Origin of the sequence: Gilliamella sp. B2887 (assembly GCF_026537015.1) — a bacterium.
In the GTDB taxonomy this organism is placed as follows: domain Bacteria; phylum Pseudomonadota; class Gammaproteobacteria; order Enterobacterales; family Orbaceae; genus Gilliamella.
Genome location: NZ_JAFNMX010000002.1, coordinates 309840 through 335624 on the forward strand (window position 1 = coordinate 309840; position 25785 = coordinate 335624).

Consider the following 25785-nt stretch of genomic DNA (forward strand, 5'->3'; position numbering starts at 1 on the left):
TCCTCTTATAAATACTATTTTTGACCATAGTAAGCATGTGATCCATGCTTACGAAAATAGTGTTTATCCGATAAAGTTTGTTGAATTTTGATTGTTTTATTAAGTTGCCTTGTTGATAGTGCCATCATGGCTACCTCTTCAAGCACCACGGCATTATGTACGGCATCAGATGCATTTTTTCCCCAACAAAATGGAGCGTGTCCAGAAATAACAGCTGCTGGCATCGCCATAGGATCAATGTCTCTTCGTTTAAATTCTTCAATAATAACTAGACCGGTGTTTTTTTCGTAATCGGTACTGATTTCACTATCAGTTAAACGACGAGTACAAGGCACATCACCATAAAAATAGTCAGCATGTGTTGTACCCAAAGCTGGAACATCTAATTCTGCTTGAGCCCATACAGTTGCATAGCGAGAGTGTGTATGAACAATACCGCCAATATTTTCAAAAGCTTTATAAAGTTCTATATGGGTTGCGGTATCACTAGACGGATTTAATTTACCTTCAACAATTTCACCTGTTAATGACACCACAACAATATCATCAATTTTCATGTTGTTGTAATCGACGCCTGATGGTTTAATAGCAATAACATCTTTGGCTCGGTCGATCTCTGAAACATTCCCCCAAGTAAAAGTAACTAAATGGTATTTAGGCAAGGTTAAGTTAGCCTGCAATACTCTTTCTTTTAATGTTTGATACATAAAATTAGTCTCCCAATAAAGCGTTATCAATAACAGCATAAACATCTTCTTTGCTGTTACATGCTCTCAATTTATCCAGATCGATACCTGTTGGACTGTCTTCATCATCTAGTATTTGAGTGACTTCCATTAAACCTTGCATATGCTCATCTGAGGTGCTTCCCGCTAGGGTAACTAATACATCAACAGGTTGATCTTCACCTTCAAAGTAGACTGGCGTATTTAATGTTACTAAAGCAAAAGCAGTTCGATTTACCCCATCTTCCGGTCTGGCATGAGGCATAGCAAAATTTGGTGCAATAATAATGTAAGGTCCCATTTTTTTTACGCAGCTAATAATTGCATTATAATAAGAAGGGTTGATCGCTTTGGAAGCAACGAGCATATCGGTGCCTAATTTGATCGCCTCTTGCCAAGTTGATGCATCCGCTTTTAGTAAAATAGAGTTATTTTCAATTAATGATTCTTTCAATGCCATTGTTGTACTCCTTATTTAATCAATTCATTATTGAGCAAGCACTTTTCTAATAAGTTCAATAAGTTCTTCACCAAATGTATGCGGATTTAACATGTTTTGGACCCCCAAAGCATGTTGCCCTTCATTAACTTCAATTTCGTTAATTAAATGTTTCGATGCCACAATAATGTCTACATTAGGTAACCGTGACTTGTAATCTGTCACCGCGCAAGAATCCATGACATTGGCAATGCCTTTTTTATCTAAATAATTAGCTATTTTCATTTTCATCATCATTGAAGATCCTTGGCCGCTACCACATACAGCAAGGATTCGTACTGCTCGACCTTCGCTTATTGCCACTTCATCCATTTTTTCAACAACATTTTCATTAATATCTTGATGAATATTATTTTGTTCTGGTTCCATTTTTGTATTTGCTTCATCTTGGCGTAATTGTTTAGCGGTAAAGAACATATACACTAAAGCCAGAGCGATAATTAGATAAATAAATAAGTGAGAGAAAGATAAACCCTGTAAAATAGGTGGGAATAATATCGCCCAATCAGCCATCCCCATCCAAGAGTCAATTGGAGTGCCATTTTTTGCAAAGAGATGAATTACCCAAGCTGAACCAAATACCTCAATCATTCCCATTACAAAACAAATTTTCATAATGGCTTTCCAACCACCAAAGTGATTAGCAAATACCCCAATAGTTGCATTAGAGAAGAACATTGGTATAAAACCAGGAATAATCATAATGGGGGATTTAAATATAAGTAACAAACCAATTGCTAAAAACTGCCCTAATGCCCCCCAAATAAAGCCAAATACCATAGCATTCGGTGAAAAAGCATAAATGGCAGCACAATCAATGGCTAATACCGCATTAGGAATTAATTTTTCAGAAATACCTTTAAACGCTTCCGACAATTCAGCTACAAACATTCTGACCCCACCTACTATGATTTGTATAGCGACAGCGAACTTGAGACCCGTTTCTAGAATGTAGATTGTCCAATGAGTTGAACCTGCCATGGTTTGCAAATTGTCTAAACCAAATGAAAGAAGAATAATGCCAAAAAAGAACGTCATCACTATTGCTGTTGCGGCGATGCTATCATGAAAAATATGTAACCAGTTAGGTAATTTCAGATTATCAACTGAGTCATTTTTATTGCCTAATTTAGGTGCTAATTTAACTGCAATCCAAGAACCTAATTGTTGTTGATGACCAATCGAAAAACCTGCACCTCCAGTAACGGCTTCTGTAGGTTTAAACATCATATTCGAAAAAATTCCCCAATATAATGCGGTAATAATGGCAGAATAAATTATTGTTTCCCACATACCATAACCAAATAGAAAATAAAACAGGGTAATTAATCCTACTTGTTGGAACATGATATGCCCTGTTAGCATGATGGTGCGAATTCCCGTGATACGACGAAAAATGACCAAAAGGATATTAATAGCCAATGCGAGTAAGACAGCATAACCGACCCATGAGTAGTGATCACCCATACCATTTTCAACAGCAACCATTGAAGCGTAAGTATCAATGATAGATCCCTTAATACCATGATACTCCGCCAATTTGGCAATCACCGGCTTAAATGTTGAAACCAGTACATTAGAACCAACTTGTAACAACATAAAACCAACAATGGTCTTGATTGTTCCTTTCAAAATTGTGGTGATATCTTTGCGTAAAAGACAATAACCTAACATTGTTACCAAGCCGAGTAACAAAGGTGCCTTGGTCATGACTTGACTATAAAAAATATAAAATATGTTATAGATTACTTCCATATGCCCCTCTCATTGGTTATGGGCTCTTTTAAAATTTGAAGTTTATATCGTGCTTTCAAAGCAGTAATAAAACTTATCCTAATGCCCTTTTTATATAGTTATTCACTGTGGTGTGAATCTTTGAGCTAAATTAACCCTATACTTTGTTAAACAAATTAAGATTACTTGATTAACGCATGTTATATTCTATAATCAAAATAAATCACACAATGATTATTTGTGATTATTTTGATGGAGATCACTTTTCTATGGAATCCAAAATCATATCTGTGATCGACTTCACACAATAATGAAAAAAAACTGCAACAGCTTCAACATATACCTATAATTATCAATATATTAAATAAAACATGACGAATAAAAACAATAAGATAATTGACAATTTTAATAATGAAAATTATTATCAAAATAATCAAAAATGCTCAATTTAAATGAGGAATTTTAATGAATGAATTAACGCGACATAATGAAATCGTCGCATTGGTTAACGAAAAAGGTGAATTAAAAGTGACCGAATTAATCAGCCATTTTTGTATATCACCCGCTACCGCTAGAAGAGATATCACTAAATTAGATCAGGATGGTCGTGTCAAAAAAGTACGTAACGGCATTATTCGTCTTGAAGAACAAAAACCCATATGGGCTCCAATAGATAATAACAATACTGATCACTATCACGAAAAGGCTCGGATTGCGATTCGTGCGGCTAAGTTATGCGTCTGTGATGAAAATATAGTCATTAATTGTGGCTCAACAGCATTTTTATTGGGACGAGAACTTTGTGGAAAAAATGTATCCATCATCACTAATTATTTTCCTTTAGCATGTTATTTGATTGAACATGACCATGAAAACGTAATTATTATGGGTGGGTTATATAATAAAACACAAAATATCATACTTAATCCTATTGCAAGTATTACCGATTCTTATGCCGCAAAATGGATGTTTACAAGCGGAAAAACATTAACATCAACAGGACTTTATAAAAGCGAAATTTTAAGCGCTGTTGCTGAACAACAGATATTAGAAAAAGCAGAAAAATTAGTTGTAGTGGTTGATAGCTCAAAGATCGATACCAAAGCTAACTCCGGCATGCTTTTTTGCCCAATAAATAAAATTGATATTTTGATTACAGGGGTGCAAGCAAATAAGGAGGTAATTGAATGCATCAAAAAGCAAGGAGTTGAAGTGATATTAGTTTAACTATTAAATAAAAAAGGAACATAGAATGAGTAAAGTAAATGAAATTACCCGAGATTATTGGATTTTAAGCACTTTTCCTGAATGGGGAACATGGTTAAATGAAGAGATCGAAAACACCGTTGTGAAACCAAATACTTTCACCATGTGGTGGCTAGCTTGTACCGGAATTTGGTTAAAATCAGCAGGTAATACTAATATCTCTGTCGATTTTTGGTGTGGTACAGGAAAAAAAACACATGCTAACCCATTAATGAACAAACAGCATCAAATGATGCGTATGGGTGGCGTTCGTGAATTGCAACCTAATTTAAGAACCAGCCCATTTGTGTTAGATCCATTTGCAATTAAAGAAATTGATGCAGTTATGGCAACCCATGATCATGCCGATCATATTGATGTTAATGTTGCTGCGGCTGTAATTCAAAACTGCTCTTCAAAAGTGAAATTTATTGGTCCAAAAGCTTGCGTTGAGTTATGGAAAAGTTGGGGGGTACCTGAGGATCGTTGTATCGTTGCTAAAGTTGGTGAAACAATTGAAGTAGGTGATATTACAATTCGTGTGCTAGATTCTTTTGACAGAACGTCCCTCGTTACTTTACCAAAAGGGGTATCTTCTACCGACAAATCGATTTTAGACGGTATGAACGATCGTGCAGTTAATTATTTATTTGAAACATCAGGAGGATCACTTTACCATTCAGGAGATTCACATTACTCTAACTATTATGCTAAACATGGTAATAATTATAAAATTGATGTGGCATTACTTTCTTATGGCGAAAACCCTCGTGGTGTTACCGATAAAATGACTTCATCAGACATTTTGCGTGCGGCTGAGTCTCTTAATACTAAAGTGGTAATTCCATTCCATCATGATATTTGGTCAAATTTCCAAAGTGATCCTCGTGAAATTGAAGTTCTTTGGGAAATGAAAAAAGATCGTCTTGAATATCAATTTAAACCATTTTTCTGGCAAGTTGGAGGGAAATATACGTATCCTACAGATCAACATAAAATGCATTATCAACATTATCGAGGATTCAGAGATATCTTTACCGATGAACCAGAACTGCCTTATCGTTCATTCTTGTAAGGATAATAAAAATTATTTAAACCTATATACTTAATTGAATTTTGTAATATACCAATTTTAAAAAAAGTTTAGTAGATTAATTCCGTAAGTCTCTGGACCGATGATTATATCGGTCCATCATAATTGGCTAAATTCTATTAGATATTTATAATAGAATTTAGCCAATTTAACTGCATTTTTTACTGAAACGTTATGTTAACCTGAAACTTTTTGACAAAATTTTATTAACTCTACTAGCTATTATAAATCAATACGTTTAATAAAATGTTTTATCTTAAATCCCATTGCGATCAATGATGTAAAATAAACAACAATACCAGAAATAACTAATATCAATAGTCGCCCAATACGCATTAACATTGATCCGGTTGACCAATCGGGTGATAGTTGTGCACCAAACCATAAAACAACGGACATTAAAATAACAGCAATAATGACTTTAGATAAAAATTTATACCATCCTGGCTGTGGTTGATAGAGTTGTTTTTTTTGTAATTGCCAGAATAATAACGCCGCATTAAAACAAGCTGCAAGACCAATTGAGAGCGAAAGTCCAGCATGCTGTAATGGACCAATAAAAACAAGGTTCATCAGTTGCGTTAAAATTAAGGTAATAATCGCAATTTTGACGGGAGTTTTAATATCTTGCCGTGAATAAAAAGCAGGTGCTAATACTTTAATTAAAATCATGCCAAGTAAACCAATAGAGTAAGCAACCAATGCTCTCTGAGTCATTAATGCATCATGTAAGGTAAATTGTCCGTATTCGAATAAGGTTGATATAAGTGGGCGTGATATGACACCTAAAGCGACAGTACTTGGTAACGCTAAAAGAAAACAGAGCCGCAATCCCCAATCTAACAATTCTGAATATTGTTTATAATCACCTTTAGAAAAGCTTCTAGATAACGAAGGTAATAAAATGGTACCAAGGGCAACCCCTAGCACTCCAGCAGGAAACTCCATAAGTCGGTCGGCATAATACATCCACGATACCGAACCAGAAATAAGAAACGAAGCAAAAATCGTATTAATAATTAACGAAATTTGCCCAACAGATACCCCTAAAATAGCAGGAGCCATCTGTTTTAATACTCGCCAAACACCACTATCTTTAAAGCTAATTTTTGGTAATACCAACATACCAATTTTTTTTAAATAAGGGAGTTGATAAAGTAATTGTAAAATTCCCCCTATACCAACCGATACCGCTAGTGCTAATACTGGTGGATTAAAGTAAGGTGTTAGAAACAGCGTAAACATAATCATGCTAATATTGAGTAAGGTAGGTACAAACGCTGGGACTGAAAAACGATTCCAAGTATTTAATATTGCTCCAACCAATGAAGCGAGCGAAATGAAAAAAATATATGGGAAGGTAATACGTAACATGGTTGTAGCAAGTTCAAATTTTTCAGTAGACTCTTGCATGAACCCAGGTGCTGTTAACATAATAATAAAAGGTGCACAAATAACACCAATTAAGGTAATAATGGCTAATACTAAAGTTAATAAACCAGCAACATAAGCTACAAAAGTCCTTGTTGCCTCAATCCCTTGTTGATTCTTATATTCTGCTAAAATCGGCACAAAAGCTTGTGAAAATGCGCCCTCAGCAAAAATACGCCGCAATAAATTTGGTAGTTTAAAGGCAACAAAAAAGGCATCGGTAGCCATACCGGCACCAAAAAAGCGAGCAATGATGGCATCACGTATGAAACCTAATACTCGAGATACCATAGTCATGGAACTCACTGTAGCTAAAGATTTTAAAAGATTCATTTATATAATACAGAGTCAAAAACCGACAATAAGTGATAGTCTACAAACTATTGGTTTAAATCACCATGCTTTTTTTAATAAAAGAAGCTTTTGTGCACACCGTCAGTCTCAACGTGACGGATGACGACTTTAACAATCTTTTAATGAAATAAAGTGCATAAGTTCACCAATATTTTTATAGGCAAGTCGAATTATACGTCGATCATCAAAATTTACTTTTTTAATTTGATGCGCACACCATTTAGCGATTCGAGACATCACAAATAATGATGTATAAACTTCTTTAGGTACACCAATCATGTCATAAACAAAGCCAGAATAAAAATCAACATTAACACATACTAGTTTTCTAGTTCTAGCATTCTTTCGATTAACAACAGCATTAATTTCCCGTTTTTCAAGCCGAGTTAAGAAGTTCTATTCTTTTTTCTCGTCGTTTTCTTCTGTTAGTTCAAGTGCCATCTCTTTAAGTAATACGGATCAAGGGTCTGATACAGTATAAACTGCATAGCAAATCCCATCCATTAACTCTTTTTTATCCGACATTTGTTTATGTAATATACGTTATAAATAGTTGTCAATTTTGATCACATTCATACAGAATTCATTAATTGGAAAAGCGTCATTTAGGTCGCTACCTGTTTCATAGTATTCCGATCAAGTGCAAAATTAACATAATCTTCACCACGTTTATAATTTTTAAGCTCCTCTTCTTGAGCTAGATATGCATGAAGAATTTTTTGTGGATTGTGCTGTTAGATATATTTAATTAAATCAATATCGAAAACGATAATACTCCCACTGTTTGTATTATAATATTTCCTTATGCGTTACGTTTAATCATTTTGAATATTTATATTTTTTTATGATTCAATCTATTACTAAAAATTGTTATGCAATTACATTGTTAATAACAGTAACAGTAACAGTAACAGTAACAGTAACAGTAACAGTAACAGTAAATGGTTAATTTGAAAAAAGAGCATTAATAAGGCTATATTAAAAAACATGGATCAAGATGCATTTCAAAGATATTTTAAAAATAACAAGTTATAGTAATGATGGAAGTGTTTAAATTAGATAAAAAAATAGTATAAAACTTAACTGATACTTGGTTTACCTACCATATTGATATGTGCTAAATTGTCGGTCCGAACAACATATATACTTTTTTTATGAATCAAACTATAAACTCGTCACCGATAAGAACCGGTGGCTTTTTAAACACTATAGAACGAATTGGAAACAAAATCCCCGACGTCACTACACTTTTTTTCTTTGCTTTGATTATCTGTTTTGTTGCTTCATTATTACTTTCATTTTTGAGCTTCGATTTTATAAATCCGGTAACTAAAGAAAAACTAGTAGTCATTAATATGCTAGCACCTGATCATTTAGTAAATTTTTTTACTAAAATGGTACCCAATTTTGTAAATTTTCCACCATTAGGCATTACTATTGTTGCCACATTAGGTATAGGGATTGCAGAAAGCAGTGGCTATATTAATATATTACTTAAAAAATTATTGGCTATAACCCCAAAAACATTAGTTACACCCTCTGTTATCTTTGTCAGTATGATTTGTCATATTGCGGCTGACTCTGCTTATGTTATTTTAATGCCTGTTTCGGCAATGATGTTTTATGCAACAGGTCGTCATCCTTTAGCAGGGATAGCTGCCTCATTTGCGGGATTAGCAGGTGGTTTTAGCTCAAGTTATACGCCATCAATCATCGATCCAATTATGCAAGGTTTTACCCAAAGTGCGGCACAAATTATCGATCCATCTTATCAAGTTAATGTTTTATGTAACTATTTTTTAAGTTTTGGTGGTACATTCTTTGTATTAATTGCTTGTTGGTTTATAACGGATAAAATTGTTGAACCTCGCTTAAAAGCAACTATGCCACTAAATAACGATCTTGAACTTAATAAGTTAGCTAATTCACCCACTGTTACGTCTTTAGAAAATCGTGCTTTTAAAATAGCTTCTGGTGTTTTTTTGATTATTGCTATTGGGTTAATATTATTATTGTTACCGGAAAATTCTTTACTGCGTGCATCTGATGGTAGTTTAACCAGTAATCAAGCACCTATTATGCAAATCATCGTACCTTTATTATTTGTTTTTTTTGCTGTTCCTGGTTTAATCCATGGAGTAATCACAGGCGCATTTAAATCATCACGAGATATTGTTCAATCAATGGAAAAGATTACTAAATCCCTTATTTCTTTTATTGTTTTTGCATTCTTTTGCGCGCAGTTTTTATATATATTCTCACATTCACAAATTGGAACATTGATTGCCATTGGTGGGGCTGAATTTTTAAAAGCCTTACATTTGCCATCGGTCGTCACTATTTTTGGCGTGATCATTTTAACAAGTCTGTTAAATGTTTTAATTACTTCTGCTTCGTCAAAATGGGCTATTTTAGCGCCAATTTTTGTTCCTATGCTCATGTCTGTTGGTATCTCACCAGAATTAACACAAGCTGCCTATCGTATTAGTTCGGCAGTAAATGTTAGTACACCAATGTTTGCTTTCTATCCTTTAATTATTGCCTATTGTCAGCAGTATTGTAAAAATACTGGAGTAGGTACTTTAAGTTCAATGATGATCCCATATACCGCAGGCTTACTTATTGCCTTAACAATTAATTTATTGCTATTTTGGTTACTAGGACTGCCTATCGGCTTTGATAGTGGTTATGTTTATCCACCAGTAAATAATTAGTCATCGATAAAGAGTTACAATAATATGAATATTACAGAACAATTAGTTGAACGTTTTTTACGTTACGTTAGTGTACCAAGTCAAAGTGCGGTTGGTTGCGCACTTGTTCCTTCTACGCCAGGGCAAACACAATTAGCCAATTTACTCAAACAAGAGTTAATTGATCTCAATCTACAAGAAGTTCATCTTGATGAGCATAGTATTGTAACTGCTAAGTTACCTGGCAATAATTTAAAAGCACCTAAAATTGGTTACGTTGCTCACCTTGATACAGTTGATGTTGCCTTATCAGATAAAATTAACCCACAGCGAGTCACCTTTACTGGTGAAGATATTTTGTTGAATAAAGATAAAAATATTTGGTTTAAAATCACTGAGCATCCTGAATTGAATAAATACATTAATGAAGAATTAATTGTTACTGATGGTACAAGTGTGCTTGGTGCAGATAATAAAGCGGCAATTGCTGTAATTATGACGATGTTAGATCAATTACAAAAGCAAAATTGTACCTATGGCGATATTTATGTTGCTTTTGTACCAGATGAAGAAGTCGGTTTAAACGGTGCGAAAAAACTTGATTTAAATCGTTTTAAACCTGATTTTGCTTACACAATTGACTGTTGTGAATTAGGTGAAGTTGTTTATGAAACATTTAATGCAGGATCTGCAACTATTGAGATTGAAGGCGTATCTGCCCATCCCATGTCAGCTAAAAATGTTTTAATTAACCCTATTGGTATTGCTAACGATATTATTAACTGTTTTGATAGTTTCGAAACACCTGAACATACTGAAGGTAAAGAAGGTTATTTCTGGTTTAACGATATTATTGGTAACCAAAGAACAACAACATTAAAACTAAGCATCCGAGACTTTGATTTAGCTAAGTACGAAGCACGTAAAACTTATATCCAAGAGGTGATAAGTTTTATGAGTTGTAAATATCCAAGAGCAAAAATTGACTGTCAAATAACTGATACTTATAGCAATATAGCTAATTATTTAGGAGAAGACAAGCGTTCAATTGATCTAATTTATCAATCATTTGAGCAATTGAATATTAAAGCAAATACAATTGCAATGCGTGGAGGAACAGACGGTTCTGCGCTATCAGCAAGAGGTCTGACCACGCCAAACTATTTTACTGGCGCACATAACTTTCATTCATGTTTTGAGTTTTTACCTTTATCATCATTTTTAAAGTCATTTGAAGTAACAATGAAAATTATTGAATTAGCTGCTAAGGTTTAAAAATAATGAAAAAAGAGGGAATGCTATTCCCTCTTTACTGTCTTAATATGCCATTAAATTTTTTTAATACACAAATAGTTGAAGTTACGACTTTCCAACCTTAAAAACATTGATTAAGTATCATAATTTATAACTTGCAGTGAGTATGAAGGCTCGCGGTGTACTGGGCATACTACTTGAACGCCAATACTCTTTATTTAATAAATTAGTTATCGCTAAAGTCAAATTAATAGATTGAGTTTGATAACCCATTGCAACGTTCCATGATGCATAACCAGGCCGTTTAATCTGATTGTTATCATCATTAAACATTGAACCCTTATAGTTCATTTCTAGCTCAGTAACCCAATTTTCATGAGGTATGAAACGTATACCCAAATAACCACTATGCTTAGCTGTATTAGATAAATATTTGCCTTTGTTAACTGGTGTTTTTTATCTTTATGAACTTTTGCTTGCTGATAGCCAATACCACTATTAATGTACCAATTATTAATCAATTTTCCGATTGCACTTAATTCTATACCTTAGCTTCTATCATTACCTCTAATTTGCCAATTATAAGGAGCGTTGACTGCATCAGGTTGATAACGAATATTATAAAGCTCAAGGTTATAAAATGCGATTTGAGAAGAGAGCCTATCATTAATCCAATCACTTTTGAGTCCAACTTCATATTGACGAGAATATTGCAGCTTTTCATCATAAACAGCCTTGGAATCTGTCGCAATAGTGATTAAACCTCGACCTCCGTATGGGGAAAAACTTTTACTATAAGATACATAAAAACTTTGTGATTCTATTGGCTGCCAAATTCATCCGATTCGAGGACTTAAAGAGTGGCCATCCTATGACCGATTTCGATAATTCAATTTATTAGCCTTACGGAAAAACCTCCTATTTTGACACCTTCATCTCGCATATCATAGGTTGCATCTACTTCAGGTAATTTATTTACTATGATACTCAGATCATTTTGCCCATATATTTCCTCTTGTTGAAGAGAAAATGAGTTTATAGTTTGAGGAATATCCTTTATATCAAAGAATGTTTTAATTGCAATTGATGGTTTTTTTATTCTCTGATCATTATTATCCTTAATCTTAGCGACAACTTTCATAGTTTCAATATCATCTTTAACTTTTTCTTGAGCGTCAACAATAAAAGCACTAGAGCTTAATAAGCAAGGTAAGAGTACTTGATTAACTAATTTCATTATTTTTCCTATTATTTGTTGTATTATGTGAGAAATACTAAAACAACAATAATGATTATTATTTGCACATAAAACTTAATTTATTTTTCAGCTCTGTAAAATAGATTTTCAATTATATTCTATTGAAATACTTTAATATTATTAAAAATAGGTAATATGAATTTATTAGGAAATACCTTTGTAATAATAAATATTTTTATTGAAAATAATTTTTTAGAATTAAGAAAAGATGAATAAAGATGGTAGGATCTAAGTTTGATAATTAAACGATTTTTGTACTTAACCTATTTAAAATCAACAATAGATATTGTCCAATATTCGTTAAAAAAGTTGACTAAAGTTAATTTTTTTATCAATTTAAGTATATCAAGTCAGAACTGTTTTAGTGTTTTAGTGTTTTAGTGTTTTAGTGTTTTAGTGTTTTAGTGTTTTAGTGTTTTAGTGTTTTAAGAAAACATAGAGGAAGTGGTGGGTCGTGAGCGATTCGAACGCTCGACAAACGGATTAAAAGTCCGCTGCTCTACCGACTGAGCTAACAACCCATATTGAATAAAATCTCTGTGCTTAACAACTAACGTTACAAGCGATTTCGGGTTGCTATAATACTTATAATTACTAAGCAGCGCAACCCTTTTATTCGTATTTTTTCTCAATAGCTGTTTATTTATACATTTTATTTGAGTGATGCTAATTTTTTCTTCGCAAGGTCAACAATTTTTTTATCTTTAGAATATTTACTTATAACTTGTTGAAAAACAGTTTTAGCATTTTTTTTATCATCTTTATCCAATAGTATAATTCCTACTTTATAAAGGCTATCTGCAGCTTTGGAAGAAGATGGATAATTTTTTACAACAGTAGCATAATAAAATGAAGCTTCATCTTTCTTTCCTTCTTTATAATAAAGTTGACCTAACCAATAATTAGCATTGGCCAAATAAGTTGATTTAGGATAATTTTTTATAAACTTTTGAAAGGCAACTATAGAATCAGCATTTTGTTTATCATCATTAACAAATTGTACAATAAAGTTATAATCAGTTTTATCATTACCAGAATTTGTCCAATTTGATAAATCAGATGGGGGGTGATCATTATTAGGTGAAGTAGGTAAAGTTATATCATCGCCTAATGAATTAGGATTAGAAGATAATCCTGAACCACCAGCCAGTTGCTGAAGAATCATTTTTTGACGTTCTATAGTCTGATTAAGTTGGTATTGAGTTTCTTCTAATTGACCACGAAGTGTATCAACATCTGCTTGTAATTCACTAATTTTCTGTTGACTTTCAACTAGTAATTGTCCTTGTGCTTGAATTGTTCTTTCTAACTCTGAACTCCCTGCAACACAACCATAACTGTTAAATAGAAGATATAAGAACAATATCAGTGCTTTTTTATGCATATTATTATACTCGGTGTAAACTTGAAAAAAACGGCTGTATAAAACAGCCGTTAAATAAACTAATTAGAAACCAGAATATGTTATGACTGCACGACGGTTTTTAGAATAAGCTTGTTCGTCATGCCCTAATACAGCTGGTTTTTCTTTACCGTAAGATACGATGTCCATTTGTCCGCCGGAAACACCATTACCTTGTAGATATGATTTAACTGCATTCGCGCGACGTTCACCTAATGCAATATTATATTCTGGAGTACCGCGTTCATCAGCATGACCTTCGATTACGACTTTAACACCTGAATTTGCACGCATGAAAACTGCATGAGTATCTAATAATGTTGCATATTCTTGTTTAACGTTGTATTTATCAAAATCAAAATATACAATATTCATTTGTTGTAATTTACGAACTTGTTCTAAAACTTTTTGTGATGCAGAAATACTTGTAGTTCCGCTTTCGTTGGTAGAGGTATTGTTTGATGAACATGCAGTAACTGCCATTAATGGAAAAGCGACTGCAGCTACTTTAAGAAAGTTAGAAAATTGCATTGTATTAACTCCTTTGTGTTTTAAAAATATTACTTATAAATTTTATCTTTTACTAATTATAAAAATAACACAATTTATCAATTAGAAATAATAGCGCTATATATTATAACGCCATTACATTTTGTACAATTTTAATATTCAGAATATAGCATAAATTTCAATCCCTTATTTATAAATAGGGCGACCAGGCAGGGAATTTTACTTGTCCATCAGTTGCAGGTAACTTAGCCTTGAAATTACCATCGGTTGAAACAAGATTCAAAATTGTACCTAATCCTTGAGTTGAGCTATAAATAATCATAGTTCCATTAGGTGCAATACTGGGTGTTTCATCCAAAAATGAATCCGTCAATCGTTGATAAGTATTTGTTTCTATGTCATATCGTGTAATATGCTGTTCACCGTTATTTGTCGAAATCATTGCAATAAAAGAACCATCAGGAGCAACACGAGCATTCTGATTTTGTGTATTATCCCATGTTAAACGTTGTGGAGTTCCGCCATTGATATTAATGGTGTATAGTTGAGGACGACCAGCTTGATCCGACGTATAAACAATTGTTTGGCTATCTGGCATCCATGATGGTTCAGTATCATTACTACGCCCTGACGTAATTTGAGTTAATTTTTTTGAACTCAAATCCATAGTATACAAATTTAGACTTCCATCTTTGGATAATGCAAAAGCTAATTTACTTCCATCTGGAGAAAAAGCAGGGGCACCATTATGTTTTGGAAAAGCAGCAATTGTTTGAACAGCACCAGTTTCTAATGATTTTACAACTAATGATGAACGACCGCCTTCAAAAGTTACATAAGCAAGTTTTTTGCCATCTGGTGACCATGTAGGTGACATTAATGGTTCTTTAGAACGGTGGACAGTCATTTGGTCATATCCATCATAATCAGACACTCTTAATTCGTGTGAAAAAAGCCCTCTATTCGTTTTAACTACATAAGCAATACGTGTTCTAAAAGCACCTTTTATACCTGTTAGTGATTCAAAAATTTCATCACTAGCTGTATGAGCTGCATAACGAATCCAACGTTTATCAATAGAATACTGATTTTGTACTAAAACTGCACCAGGTCGCGTTACTGTATCAATTAATTGATAATTAATTAAGTATTTTCCCGAAGCATCAGGTTGAATCGTGCCTACAACTACAGCAGAAACACCAATTTGATCCCAAACAGCAGGAGTAACTTCTGAAGGAGCTGTTGGCTTTTGTGGCATATTATTAACATCAATAGGGTTAAATTTACCACTGTTGCGTAAATCGGAAGCAATAATATCTTCAATATTTTGTGGGGGCACACCAGATCCTGTCCACTTAAAAGGTACAACAGCTATTGGTTTGGCAGAACTGACGCCATCAGTGATAATAATGCGAACATCTGCATTAGAAATCATTGTGTAAAATAACACAAATAAAGTTATCAAAAAGCGACAAGCAAATTTGATCATCTTAAATTCCTTAATAAAAGCGAAATAAATTGCATTAAAATAAATGCAAATTAGAAATAACGCGATTGAAATATCTTTGAACTTTAATAGTCTACCACTAATTAATTAGCGCTACATATTAAACTTTATAAAAGATAAATACTTTAATGCTATCAAAAGATATCCGATATCACGTAACAAGTCTAGCCACTTCAAAGCAAAAACGTTTCAAATATTTACTTCTTTGCTACATTTCAATAATTAGCTTCTCAGTTAGTAAACACTAATTAATTGAAAAATTGGTATGTATACTTATCAGAATTAATGAAGTTTTAAAAATGAATATAGATGTTTTTTTACAAAGTTTAACTTACATCTATTATTTTAAATAGTTAATAACATAAAAATAAATTGTTCATTATTTTTGGCATTGTTCACAAAAGAAAGTATTACGTTGTCCAATTTTTTGTGATTTTATTTCCGCATTACAAATATGGCATTTTTCACCATCTCTACCATAAACTTGAAGTTTTTGTGTAAAATAGCCCGGTTTTCCATCCGATTGCAGAAAATCTTTAAGCGTAGTACCGCCTTGTGCAATTGATTTAGTTAGCACTTGCTTAATGGCTTTAACTAATCTCTCAAATTCCTCAAATGTTATAGTATGGACTTTTCGAATAGGATTAATTTTTGCCATAAATAATGATTCTGAAGCATAAATATTACCAACACCAACCACAATGTGATTATCCATAATCCAACTTTTAATGGGAGTATGTCGATTTTTTGCTTTTTCAAACAAATAATTTGCTGAAAATTTATCACTTAAAGGCTCTGGTCCCAAATGTTGCAATTGAAATACTTCATCGAGTGAATTAGCCCAGAGCCAAGATCCAAAACGCCTTGGGTCCGTGTAACGTAATATCACACCATTTTCTAAAACCAGATCAATATGGTCATGCTTTTCAGCGTTTTGATAATTTTTTAAAATACGTAAACTACCTGACATGCCTAAATGAACAACAATCCAGTTACAAGACAACTGTAACAATAAATATTTAGCGCGTCTTTGTATATCTAATATAACTTGTCCTTGTGCATGTGTAATCGCATTATCAACAGGCCAACGCAACTTAGGTTGTCGAACAATTATTTGTTTAATCGTCTGACCTTTTAAATAAGGTAAAATACCACGACGACTTGTTTCAACTTCTGGTAATTCAGGCATATAATCTTACTTAATTATTTAACATTTCAGAAATCCAAGATGGTGCTGATTTATCAGACACCGACTGATTACTACCGTAACACAAACTTTGTGGATTAGCAGTCCATACTGGTAAAGTACGAACCCCACTTCCAACACATTGCCACTGACCATTACTATCAATTGGGACCATAAAAATATTTTGTGGTATAGGAAGTACTAATGTCTTAGGTGGATTATTTTGTAAATATTCACTATAAATTTTAAGTGCACCCGTTGCTCCCGTTAATTTCATAGGAGAATGATCATCAAGACCAATCCAGATAACGGCAACATTTTTACCATCAACTCCAGTAAACCAACTATCTCTTGAATCGTTACTTGTTCCAGTCTTAGCTGCAAGCTTAAATGGTCCATATTTGACTTTTAATGAGCGCGATGTACCTGATTCTACAACTTGCTGCATTGCATAAGTTGTTAAATAAGCGGACTGAGCTGATACGGCTTGTAATTGTTGAGGATAACTTTGATAAACCAATTTTCCTTTATCTGTTAAAACATATCGAAGAATAGTCAATGGCGAACGTTGACCATTATTAGTAATAGTTTGAAACATTTGTGCAGTTTCTAATGGCGTTAATTCTAAAGCTCCAAGTAATCTTGATGGTAAATTAGGTATGCGATCTGCTGGTACACCTAATGCTTCTAAAGTATTTTTACTTGCATCAAGCCCTAATTCCATACCTAAATTAACAGTTGGAACGTTAAGTGAAAGCGCTAAAGCATCCACTAACATAACACGATCACGAAATTTTCGATCAAAATTTTTCGGTTGCCAATAACTTCCATTATCGACTTTAATTGATAACGGATTATCATTAAGCCAACTATTAAGTTGATAATTGTCTGGTTGACCTAAAGCAGTCAAATAAGTTGAAGGTTTAGCTAAGGAACCTATAGATCGTCTTGTTAACCATGCTCGATTATAACCAGGATAACGTGGTTCAGCACTACCGATTATTGCCCGAATTTCACCTGTTTCTCGACTAACAATAACCATTGCGGTTTGCAAATCTTTGTTAGTGGATTTACGTAATGCCTCTATTTGGTTAGTTACTGCTTGTTCAGCAGCAGCCTGAGCAACAGGATCAAAAGTAGTAAAGATCTTCATTCCTGAAAGATGATCAGCTTTATCCCCTAACTGCTTTCTCAGTTCACTACGTACAACTTGCATAAATGCAGGTTGAGGGGAAATAACCCCTCCTTTAGGTAATACAGAAAGTGGGCGTTGACTTAATAAGCTATACAACTCATCATCAATGATACCTTGTTGTTGAATAAGTTTTAAAACAATATTGCGACGTTCAAGAACTTGCTTTGGTTGTGTCCAAGGATTATAAAGTGATGCGCCTTTTACCATACCAACTAAAACTGCTTGCTGATCCAAAGTAAGTTCATTTACTGGGCGTCCAAAATAATACAAACTAGCTAATGGAAAACCATGAATCTCTTCACTACCAGCTTGTCCAAAATAGACTTCATTGAGATATAATTCTAATATTCTTTCCTTGCTATATCTAGCATCTAAAATCAAAGCCATATAAGCTTCACGGATCTTCCTACTTAAGCTACGTTCATTAGTCAAAAAGAGATTTTTTACTGTCTGTTGTGTTAAGGTGCTGCCACCTTCTGTACGACCTGTCGTTAAATTAACAAAAATTGCCCGTCCAATAGAATATAAACTCACTCCATAATGATTGTAAAAACGCTTATCTTCAGTGGCTATTAATGTTTGTATGAGTGAATCGGGGAATTCTTTTAATGGTACAAACAATCGCTGCTCACCATTAGGAGAATGCAGCATAGTAATTAATTTAGGATCAATTCGAAGTAACCCAAAATCACGGCCAGTAGCTAAATTAGTAATACGATCAATACGATTTTCATAAAATGATATTTTGACACGAAATGCTTGTTCTTCACCATCAGGAAAAGTAAAAGGTCGACGATAAATTTCTACTGTATCGTTACTAACAATGAACTCCCCAGGACGAGTAGCTTTAGTGTCTTGCTGGCGATATTGAGCCCCTACTAACATAGTTACTACATCACTTAAACTGTATTCACTATCTGGCTCAAGATCGATAATTTGACCATAAACTGCAGCAGGTAGCTCCCAAACATTACCATCAATACGTTCTTTGATTTGCTGGTCAAGATAGATACCATAAATTATAGCTACAGCGGCAAAAACAAGAAATAGTTTAAACAAAAGCGACCAAAGTCGTCGCCATACAGTCTTTTTCTTAACCTTTTTAGAAGATCGTTTTTTGGTTGTTTTTGTTGATTTATTCAAGCTGCACCTAACATTTATTATTCAATAAAAATTACTCTTATAATAGCATAATTTTTTAAAGATACCCTGATCTTCTTTTTTGTTAAGAAGTTTCAGGAAATGGGTACGTTTTAATATAAAATTAATCTATAAATTTTAAAAATTTAATTGGGAACTAATCTCTTTAACTTTTGACAAAAATGCTTTTTTGGACTTACCGGTTAATCCTTCTGAGATAGGTAAGCTTGCTGTTAATGGATTAACTGGTTTATTATTAATATGTAACTCAAAGTGTAAATGAGGACCTGTCGATCGTCCAGTGTTGCCAGAAAGACCAATCTTATCACCCTGCTTAACCTGCTGACCAGGTTTTACCAAGATTTTATCCAAATGCATATAAGTTGTCATATACTGCCGTCCATGACGAATAGCAATATAGTTTCCTGCCGAACCACTGTACTTGGCAATAACCACTTCACCATTACCTACCGATAAAACAGGTGTCCCTCGAGAGACGGCAAAGTCAACACCATTATGAGGTGTAACGATACCAGTAACTGGATTTAAGCGACGGGGATTAAATCCTGATGATACGCGAGCCTGCTTTTCTAAAGGATATCGGAAAAAGCTTTGAGATAAGCTACCACCATTAATATCATAATATTTACCATCATCAGCTAAAATAGCATAATAATCTTTACTACCATTTTTAATGCGAACACCGATTAATTGGCTATTTGACAAACGTTTACCATGGACTTCACGTGATAAAATTATCGAGAATTTATCGCCAACTTTTAAACGACGAAAATCTAAACGCCATTGTAAAGCACGAGTAATGACACCAATTTCACTACTCGTTAACCCACTTTTACGAGCATCAGCAACGAAACTGGTTTTTATATCCCCTTTTATAATTACATCCTGTGGTACTACTTCTACAGTTTCAGAGCTTTCAATAAATTTATTGCCTGATTTTTCGTAAATTCTGATATTGTTACTGGATATTATCCAACTAAAACTTTGCAAATTATGGGAGTCATCTGTAGTCCAACTAACTTGCTGTCCAATTCTTAAATTGGCTAGCTGTTTAAAATTAGTTGTTAATTGGTAAACATCCCTTTTATTAACGTTATACCTCAGTAAAATATCATGTAAAGTATCACCCCGCGCAATAGTATATTGCACAGTATTACCCTTATCTTCAATAATGTCATCTAGCTCATCTTTAACTATTTCATCCTCAGGCACATCTGAAGATTCAGTAATTTGTTCTATTTTTGACTTACTGCCAACAACTTCAATTCGACCATCGCCAACAACAACTGGAGAATTAATACTATCTTTTACTGTCGTTTCAACTTGAGGAGTCAAAGGAACATATACCGTGCGATCCAAATTAAGTGGCCGCCATAATACGGTAAATAAGATAACCACAAAAAACACACCTAATAGTGAAAAATAGGGGAAATTAAATTTATTCTTTTCAATATCAGGGGATTCAATCTTACTTGCCAAAATTAACCTTAACTATTTATTATCTATATTACTTTTTATCTAAACAATCCAACAGTTGCTGTGTCAATCTTAATAAAAATTGTGAATAGGCATTTTTCGATAAAGTGATATCTGTACCCAAAGGATTCAATTCCCCAATACGAACATCTGTTCCATTCACTATTTTTTCAATAACTGCAGGGCTAAACTGTGGCTCTCTAAATACACATACAGCTTGATGTTCTTTTAATTCTCGTTTAATAGAATAAACGGTTTGAACACCTGGCTGTACTGCTGGATTTATAGTAAAACTACCTAGATTTTTTAATCCGAACTGCGATTCAAAATACCCATAGGCATCATGAAAAACAAAATATCCGCTATTTTGTACGTTAATGAGTTTTTTTGCAATGTTTTGTTCTGTTTCAGCTAGTTTAATGGCGAATTCGTTTAAATTTTCATCGATAATGTCTTTTTTATCTGGATATATACTTATAAGTTTATCATGTATTGCTTGCGCAATTTCTTTGGCAATTTTTGGGGAAAGCCAAATATGCTCATCGTATTCACCATGATGATGATCATGATCAGAATCGTCGTTATGAGTATGTATTTCTTGTTGATCATGATTATTTGTACTGGTTCGTAGTAAACTTTTAATGGTTGGTATATCCATTAATTCAATCTGTTTATTTTTATCAAAATTTTTCAAAACTGTAGGCATGAAAGTTTCTAAATCATCACCAACCCAAATAATCAATTCAGCTGTTTTTATTTTAGCTAAATCCGATGGTTTTAAAGAATATGTATGCGGAGAAGTTCCATCAGGTAATAAAATATCAGTCTTTATTACGCCATCACAAATCGCTTGAGTAATAAACCCAATAGGCTTAACAGAAGAAATAATGTTTGCATTAGCCTCTAAAGTAAATCCATTAATAATGAGCAATGGACTTATGATTGTTAAAAACCGCAATAATTGATTAAATTTAATTCGAGCATTTTTTTTCACATCATTATCCTATGTTTATAAAATATGGTAGAATATATCACATTATTGTTATAATATAACATAACATATAGGTGAGCAAGGATTCACGCTAAAATGACTCAGCTAATTTCGCTAGATGGTATTTCAGTTGAAATAAAAAACCAAAAAATTCTACATAATGTTTCGTTATCAATTAGGACAAATCAAATTGTGACATTACTAGGACCAAATGGTGCTGGTAAATCAACTTTAGTTAAAGTCATTTTGGGATTAATGCCTTATACCTCAGGAACGATCACTCGTTCTGCTAACTTAACAATTGGTTATGTTCCGCAATCAATCAAATTAAATCCGACCTTACCCATTACTGTAAAGCGTTTTATGTGTTTGAATAAACGATTAAATAAAAAAAATATTTTAAACATTCTTTCTATGGTAAAAGCAGAATATTTAATTGATAAATCAATGCACCAATTGTCTGGAGGCGAACTACAAAGAGTACTACTTGCTCAGGCATTAGCTAAACGTCCCCAGCTATTAATCCTAGATGAGCCAACACAAGGAGTTGATGTTAATGGACAAGTTCTATTATATGATTTGATTAGTAGTGCCAAAACACAGTTTAATTGTGGTGTTTTAATGGTTTCACATGATCTGCATTTGGTAATGGCTAAAACGGATGAAGTCATCTGTTTAAATCATCATATTTGTTGTTCAGGCACACCCGCTATTGTTTCAAATGATCCAGAATTTATTTCTCTTTTTGGTCAACAAGGTGCATCTCAAATCGCTGTTTATAAACATCATCACAACCATCAACATGATCTTTGTAAACATGCTAATGAACACTAAAATAATTGAACATTCATACCTAAAATAGGAACAAAAGATAATGATTGAGTTGTTATTACCGTCTTTATTAGCAGGTCTATGTTTAACCACAGTAACAGGTCCTTTAGGTACATTTGTTGTATGGAGAAGAATGTCATATTTTGGTGATACTTTATCGCATGCAGCTTTACTTGGTATCGCATTTGGTTTTTTACTTAATATTAATTTATTTTATGCTGTCATTTTTATAACGCTTTTGCTTGCTATCGGATTACTTTGGCTGGAATCTCAAAAGCAATTACCTATTGATACTTTACTTGGCATTTTGGCTCACAGTGCATTATCACTAGGTTTGGTAGTTATTAGCTTAATGAAGAATATACGTATCGATTTAATGGGATACTTATTTGGGGATCTTTTATCTGTATCCTATTCAGATCTCATTCAAATTATAATTTGTGTGATGCTGATTGGCACTTTACTACTTTGGCAATGGAATAATTTTTTATTTACTACTGTCAGTGAAGAATTAGCATTCAGTAACGGTATTAATATACAATTCACGAAATTACTTTTGACCCTTTTATTAGCGTTAACAATAGGAATTGCAATGAAATTTGTAGGAGCATTGATTATTACTTCGCTCCTTATTATTCCTGCAGCGACAGCCAAATACTATTCGAAAACGCCTGAATCTATGGCAATAATAGCAATAATTATTGGTATGTTATCTATCATTGGAGGATTGATATTTTCTTTCATCTATGATACTCCGACAGGCCCTTCTGTTGTATTGGCTAACACTTGTCTATTTTTTCTATCATTATTTTTTTCGAAATTTTTAATAAGTAAAAAAGAATAAATAACAGCAAAAATACGATCTTTATTGCGAACAAACACGCATAAATTTCATAATGAGATTTATGCATCACTTATATATAAATAAAGTGATAATAAATTTAAATATTAAAGATTAAAGATTAAAATTATGTCACTTGCTACTGTTTTTACTCGCGCATCCATCGGAATACAAGCTCCACAAATAAATGTAGAAGTTCATATTAGTAATGGATTACCTGGTTTTGTCCTAGTTGGGCTTCCTGAAGCAACCGTCAAAGAATCAAAAGATCGTGTTAGAAGTGCTATTATTAATAGTGGATTTACTTTTCCTGCAAAGAAAATAACAGTCAATTTATCACCTGCTGACCTTCCTAAGGAAGGTAGTCGTTTTGATTTACCTATTGCTATTGCAATTCTTGCTGCAACACAACAGATTCCCTCTGATAATTTGTCTAATTATGAATTTTTAGGAGAACTCGCTTTATCAGGAGAAATTAGAGCGGTTAAAGGTGCTATACCTGCTGCAATTTCATCCCAAAAAAAACAACGCTCACTAATAATATCGGCAGAGAATCAATCGGAAATATCTTTAATACACCAAGGAAATACGTTAATCACAAATAATTTAGTTGAAGTCTGTCAGCATTTGACTGAAAACTTAAGTTTACCTTTAGTAGTTTACAGAGAATATCATAATAGTGATGATATCTCAGCAAATTTGCAGGATATTATTGGGCAAGAACATGCTAAAAGAGCATTAGAAATAGCTGCCGCCGGAGGTCATAATTTATTATTAATAGGTCCACCTGGAACAGGTAAAACAATGTTAGCAACTCGGTTAACATCATTATTGCCTCCATTATCTGATACAGAAGCACTAGAAAGTGCGGCAATTACCAGTTTGGTCAGTTCAAATGGATCAATCAAAAATTGGCGCAAACGTCCCTTTAGATCTCCTCATCATAGTGCTTCAATCGCAGCATTAGTAGGAGGAGGATCGATACCTAAACCTGGAGAAATATCTTTGGCTCACAACGGAGTGTTATTTTTAGATGAACTTCCTGAATTTAATCGTAAAGTACTAGATGCGTTAAGAGAACCTATTGAATCAGGAGAAATCATTATTTCAAGGGCAAATGCTAAAATAAAATTTCCAGCAAGGTTTCAACTTATTGCAGCAATGAATCCTAGCCCTACAGGACATTATCAAGGAACACACAATAGAACAACTCCCCAACAAGTTATTCGTTATCTAAATCGACTTTCAGGACCATTTTTAGATAGATTTGATATATCCATTGAAGTTCCACTTTTACCAAAAGGAGCATTAAGTCAGAAAGCAATAAAGAGTGAATCCACAGAAAAAGTAAAAGAAAGAGTTTTATTAGCCAGAAACATTCAAATGGAAAGAAATAAAAAACTAAATAGTCAATTTACCTCTAATGATATTCAATTTTATTGTCAGCTATCTGATGAAAATAATGAGTATTTGGAACAAGCTTTGATAAAATTAGGACTTTCAGCTAGAGCATGGCATCGAATATTGAAAGTATCTCGTACTATTGCAGATTTAGAACTATCAAAAAACATAGAACGAAAACATATTTCAGAAGCTTTAAGTTATCGTTCTATGGATCGATTGTTAATTCAATTACACAAAAATATTGGTTAACAGAATTAATCATCACTATCTACGAAATCATCATTAACATCAACTTGTGGTTTACCACCAGATAATGTATGAAAACGTTTAGGCTTATTAATTCGAGAAAGATACTTTAACCATGCTTTTTCTAAATCGGTTGAAGGTTCCTTTTTTCCTTTACACACTGCTACAAATGATTTCTCGTCTGCTGTAACAGGCTTTCTTATTTCCATATCAAGATCCCTAAAAGCACAACCATATTTTTCTAAAATTTGTGCTTCTTTAATTGTAAAATCACCATGACGAGAAAATCCCCTTGGGTAATTCTTATTATCAAAAAAACGTTGTTGACTTACAAAACTTTCAGCCATTTTATATCCTCTAGATTGTAAAAGTATTTGGGCGGGAATTATAATTCACTAACTTAATCTGTAAACAAAAATTTTTTATTTATGTTAGTAAAAATTGCTGAACGGCTAAAATTAAAACAAAATCATTACTTTTGGCAGGGGCGGAGAGTCTCGAACTCCCAACACCCGGTTTTGGAGACCGGTGCTCTACCAATTGAACTACGCCCCTAAATAAGGTGGCGGAACGGACGGGGCTCGAACCCGCGACCCCCTGCGTGACAGGCAGGTATTCTAACCAACTGAACTACCGCTCCACCGAATTTGATGTGTATATATAAATTTAAAAGTCTGGCGGCTCCCTACTCTCACATGGGTAATACCCACACTACCATCGGCACTTCGGCGTTTCACTTCTGAGTTCGG

At 33.5% G+C, this 25785-nt stretch carries 21 protein-coding genes, 3 tRNA genes and 2 pseudogenes; 7 read left to right on the top strand and 19 right to left on the bottom strand.

Features of this window, described 5'->3' with window-relative positions; translation table 11 throughout:
* Positions 1-14: 14 nt before the first annotated feature.
* From J3U13_RS03210 to J3U13_RS03220, 3 genes are read right to left on the bottom strand one after another with little or no spacing between them, the layout of a single operon-like run.
* Positions 15-707: an L-ribulose-5-phosphate 4-epimerase gene (locus tag J3U13_RS03210; protein WP_267340095.1), complete on the bottom strand. Its 693-nt coding sequence runs from the start codon at positions 705-707 to the stop codon at positions 15-17.
* A 4-nt stretch (positions 708-711) separates the two neighbouring features.
* The gene (locus tag J3U13_RS03215; protein WP_267340097.1) at positions 712-1185 is read right to left on the bottom strand and encodes a PTS sugar transporter subunit IIA; all 474 of its coding nucleotides are present in this window, start codon (positions 1183-1185) and stop codon (positions 712-714) included.
* A gap of 27 nt (positions 1186-1212) precedes the next feature.
* Positions 1213-2979: a PTS ascorbate-specific subunit IIBC gene (locus J3U13_RS03220; RefSeq protein WP_267340098.1), complete on the bottom strand. Its 1767-nt coding sequence runs from the start codon at positions 2977-2979 to the stop codon at positions 1213-1215.
* Between the two features lie 444 nt (positions 2980-3423).
* Here J3U13_RS03220 and ulaR point away from each other — a divergent pair, with 444 nt between their 5' ends.
* Positions 3424-4185, top strand: coding sequence for an HTH-type transcriptional regulator UlaR (ulaR, locus tag J3U13_RS03225; protein ID WP_267340100.1), 762 nt, complete (start codon positions 3424-3426; stop codon positions 4183-4185).
* A 25-nt stretch (positions 4186-4210) separates the two neighbouring features.
* Positions 4211-5278 carry an L-ascorbate 6-phosphate lactonase gene (ulaG, locus tag J3U13_RS03230; protein WP_267340102.1) on the top strand — a complete coding sequence of 356 codons (1068 nt, stop codon included), beginning with the start codon at positions 4211-4213 and terminating at the stop codon, positions 5276-5278.
* Positions 5279-5518: 240 nt separating this feature from the next.
* Here the strand turns inward: ulaG and murJ are convergent, their stop codons facing one another.
* Positions 5519-7060 (bottom strand): murein biosynthesis integral membrane protein MurJ, encoded by a 1542-nt coding sequence (gene murJ, locus J3U13_RS03235; RefSeq protein WP_267340104.1) that lies wholly within the window; start codon positions 7058-7060, stop codon positions 5519-5521.
* Positions 7061-7189: 129 nt separating this feature from the next.
* Positions 7190-7447, bottom strand: a complete 258-nt coding sequence (locus J3U13_RS03240) for a citrate/2-methylcitrate synthase (RefSeq protein WP_267340151.1) — start codon at positions 7445-7447, stop codon at positions 7190-7192.
* Positions 7448-8235: 788 nt separating this feature from the next.
* On the opposite strand from J3U13_RS03240, the gene J3U13_RS03245 reads away from it, so the two are divergent.
* Both J3U13_RS03245 and pepT read left to right on the top strand, forming a co-directional pair.
* A complete protein-coding gene (locus J3U13_RS03245) occupies positions 8236-9795 on the top strand; it encodes an AbgT family transporter (RefSeq protein ID WP_267340106.1) in 1560 nt (519 codons plus the stop codon).
* 24 nt (positions 9796-9819) lie between these two features.
* Complete coding sequence (gene pepT / locus J3U13_RS03250; protein ID WP_267340107.1) at positions 9820-11049, top strand: peptidase T; 1230 nt, start codon at positions 9820-9822, stop codon at positions 11047-11049.
* A 120-nt stretch (positions 11050-11169) separates the two neighbouring features.
* Here the strand turns inward: pepT and J3U13_RS03255 are convergent.
* The 11 genes and pseudogenes from J3U13_RS03255 to znuA all read right to left on the bottom strand — a co-directional run.
* Positions 11170-11466: pseudogene (locus tag J3U13_RS03255) on the bottom strand (TonB-dependent receptor domain-containing protein); the annotation flags it as partial.
* A 110-nt stretch (positions 11467-11576) separates the two neighbouring features.
* Positions 11577-11864: a TonB-dependent receptor domain-containing protein gene (locus J3U13_RS11465; protein WP_416380552.1), complete on the bottom strand. Its 288-nt coding sequence runs from the start codon at positions 11862-11864 to the stop codon at positions 11577-11579.
* Positions 11865-11917: 53 nt separating this feature from the next.
* On the bottom strand, positions 11918-12265 hold the full coding sequence (locus J3U13_RS03260) for a hypothetical protein (RefSeq protein WP_267340108.1): 348 nt from the start codon (positions 12263-12265) through the stop codon (positions 11918-11920).
* Positions 12266-12731: 466 nt separating this feature from the next.
* Positions 12732-12807 (bottom strand) — tRNA-Lys (locus tag J3U13_RS03265).
* Positions 12808-12938: 131 nt separating this feature from the next.
* On the bottom strand, positions 12939-13670 hold the full coding sequence (gene ybgF, locus J3U13_RS03270) for a tol-pal system protein YbgF (RefSeq protein ID WP_267340121.1): 732 nt from the start codon (positions 13668-13670) through the stop codon (positions 12939-12941).
* A 63-nt stretch (positions 13671-13733) separates the two neighbouring features.
* Positions 13734-14219: a peptidoglycan-associated lipoprotein Pal gene (pal, locus tag J3U13_RS03275; protein ID WP_267340123.1), complete on the bottom strand. Its 486-nt coding sequence runs from the start codon at positions 14217-14219 to the stop codon at positions 13734-13736.
* Between the two features lie 169 nt (positions 14220-14388).
* On the bottom strand, positions 14389-15684 hold the full coding sequence (tolB, locus tag J3U13_RS03280; RefSeq protein ID WP_416380257.1) for a Tol-Pal system beta propeller repeat protein TolB: 1296 nt from the start codon (positions 15682-15684) through the stop codon (positions 14389-14391).
* A gap of 400 nt (positions 15685-16084) precedes the next feature.
* The gene (gene mutM, locus J3U13_RS03285) at positions 16085-16894 is read right to left on the bottom strand and encodes a bifunctional DNA-formamidopyrimidine glycosylase/DNA-(apurinic or apyrimidinic site) lyase (RefSeq protein WP_267340126.1); all 810 of its coding nucleotides are present in this window, start codon (positions 16892-16894) and stop codon (positions 16085-16087) included.
* Positions 16895-16904: 10 nt separating this feature from the next.
* Positions 16905-19205: pseudogene (gene mrcB / locus J3U13_RS03290) on the bottom strand (bifunctional glycosyl transferase/transpeptidase); the annotation flags it as partial.
* 159 nt (positions 19206-19364) lie between these two features.
* On the bottom strand, positions 19365-20726 hold the full coding sequence (mepM, locus tag J3U13_RS03295; RefSeq protein WP_267340130.1) for a murein DD-endopeptidase MepM: 1362 nt from the start codon (positions 20724-20726) through the stop codon (positions 19365-19367).
* Between the two features lie 28 nt (positions 20727-20754).
* A complete protein-coding gene (gene znuA, locus J3U13_RS03300; protein WP_267340132.1) occupies positions 20755-21717 on the bottom strand; it encodes a zinc ABC transporter substrate-binding protein ZnuA in 963 nt (320 codons plus the stop codon).
* A 93-nt stretch (positions 21718-21810) separates the two neighbouring features.
* Between znuA and znuC the strand changes: the two genes are divergently transcribed.
* The 3 genes from znuC to J3U13_RS03315 all read left to right on the top strand — a co-directional run bounded on the left by znuC (position 21811) and on the right by J3U13_RS03315 (position 25039).
* Positions 21811-22548, top strand: a complete 738-nt coding sequence (gene znuC, locus J3U13_RS03305; RefSeq protein ID WP_267340133.1) for a zinc ABC transporter ATP-binding protein ZnuC — start codon at positions 21811-21813, stop codon at positions 22546-22548.
* Between the two features lie 40 nt (positions 22549-22588).
* A complete protein-coding gene (znuB, locus tag J3U13_RS03310; protein WP_267340134.1) occupies positions 22589-23389 on the top strand; it encodes a zinc ABC transporter permease subunit ZnuB in 801 nt (266 codons plus the stop codon).
* Between the two features lie 126 nt (positions 23390-23515).
* On the top strand, positions 23516-25039 hold the full coding sequence (locus J3U13_RS03315; RefSeq protein WP_267340136.1) for a YifB family Mg chelatase-like AAA ATPase: 1524 nt from the start codon (positions 23516-23518) through the stop codon (positions 25037-25039).
* Between the two features lie 5 nt (positions 25040-25044).
* On the opposite strand, the gene J3U13_RS03320 is transcribed toward J3U13_RS03315, so the two are convergent.
* The 3 genes from J3U13_RS03320 to J3U13_RS03330 form a co-directional block, all read right to left on the bottom strand.
* The gene (locus J3U13_RS03320; protein ID WP_267340137.1) at positions 25045-25383 is read right to left on the bottom strand and encodes a DUF413 domain-containing protein; all 339 of its coding nucleotides are present in this window, start codon (positions 25381-25383) and stop codon (positions 25045-25047) included.
* 132 nt (positions 25384-25515) lie between these two features.
* A tRNA-Trp gene (locus J3U13_RS03325) sits at positions 25516-25591 on the bottom strand.
* 8 nt (positions 25592-25599) lie between these two features.
* Positions 25600-25676, bottom strand: a tRNA-Asp gene (locus tag J3U13_RS03330).
* Positions 25677-25785: the final 109 nt, after the last annotated feature.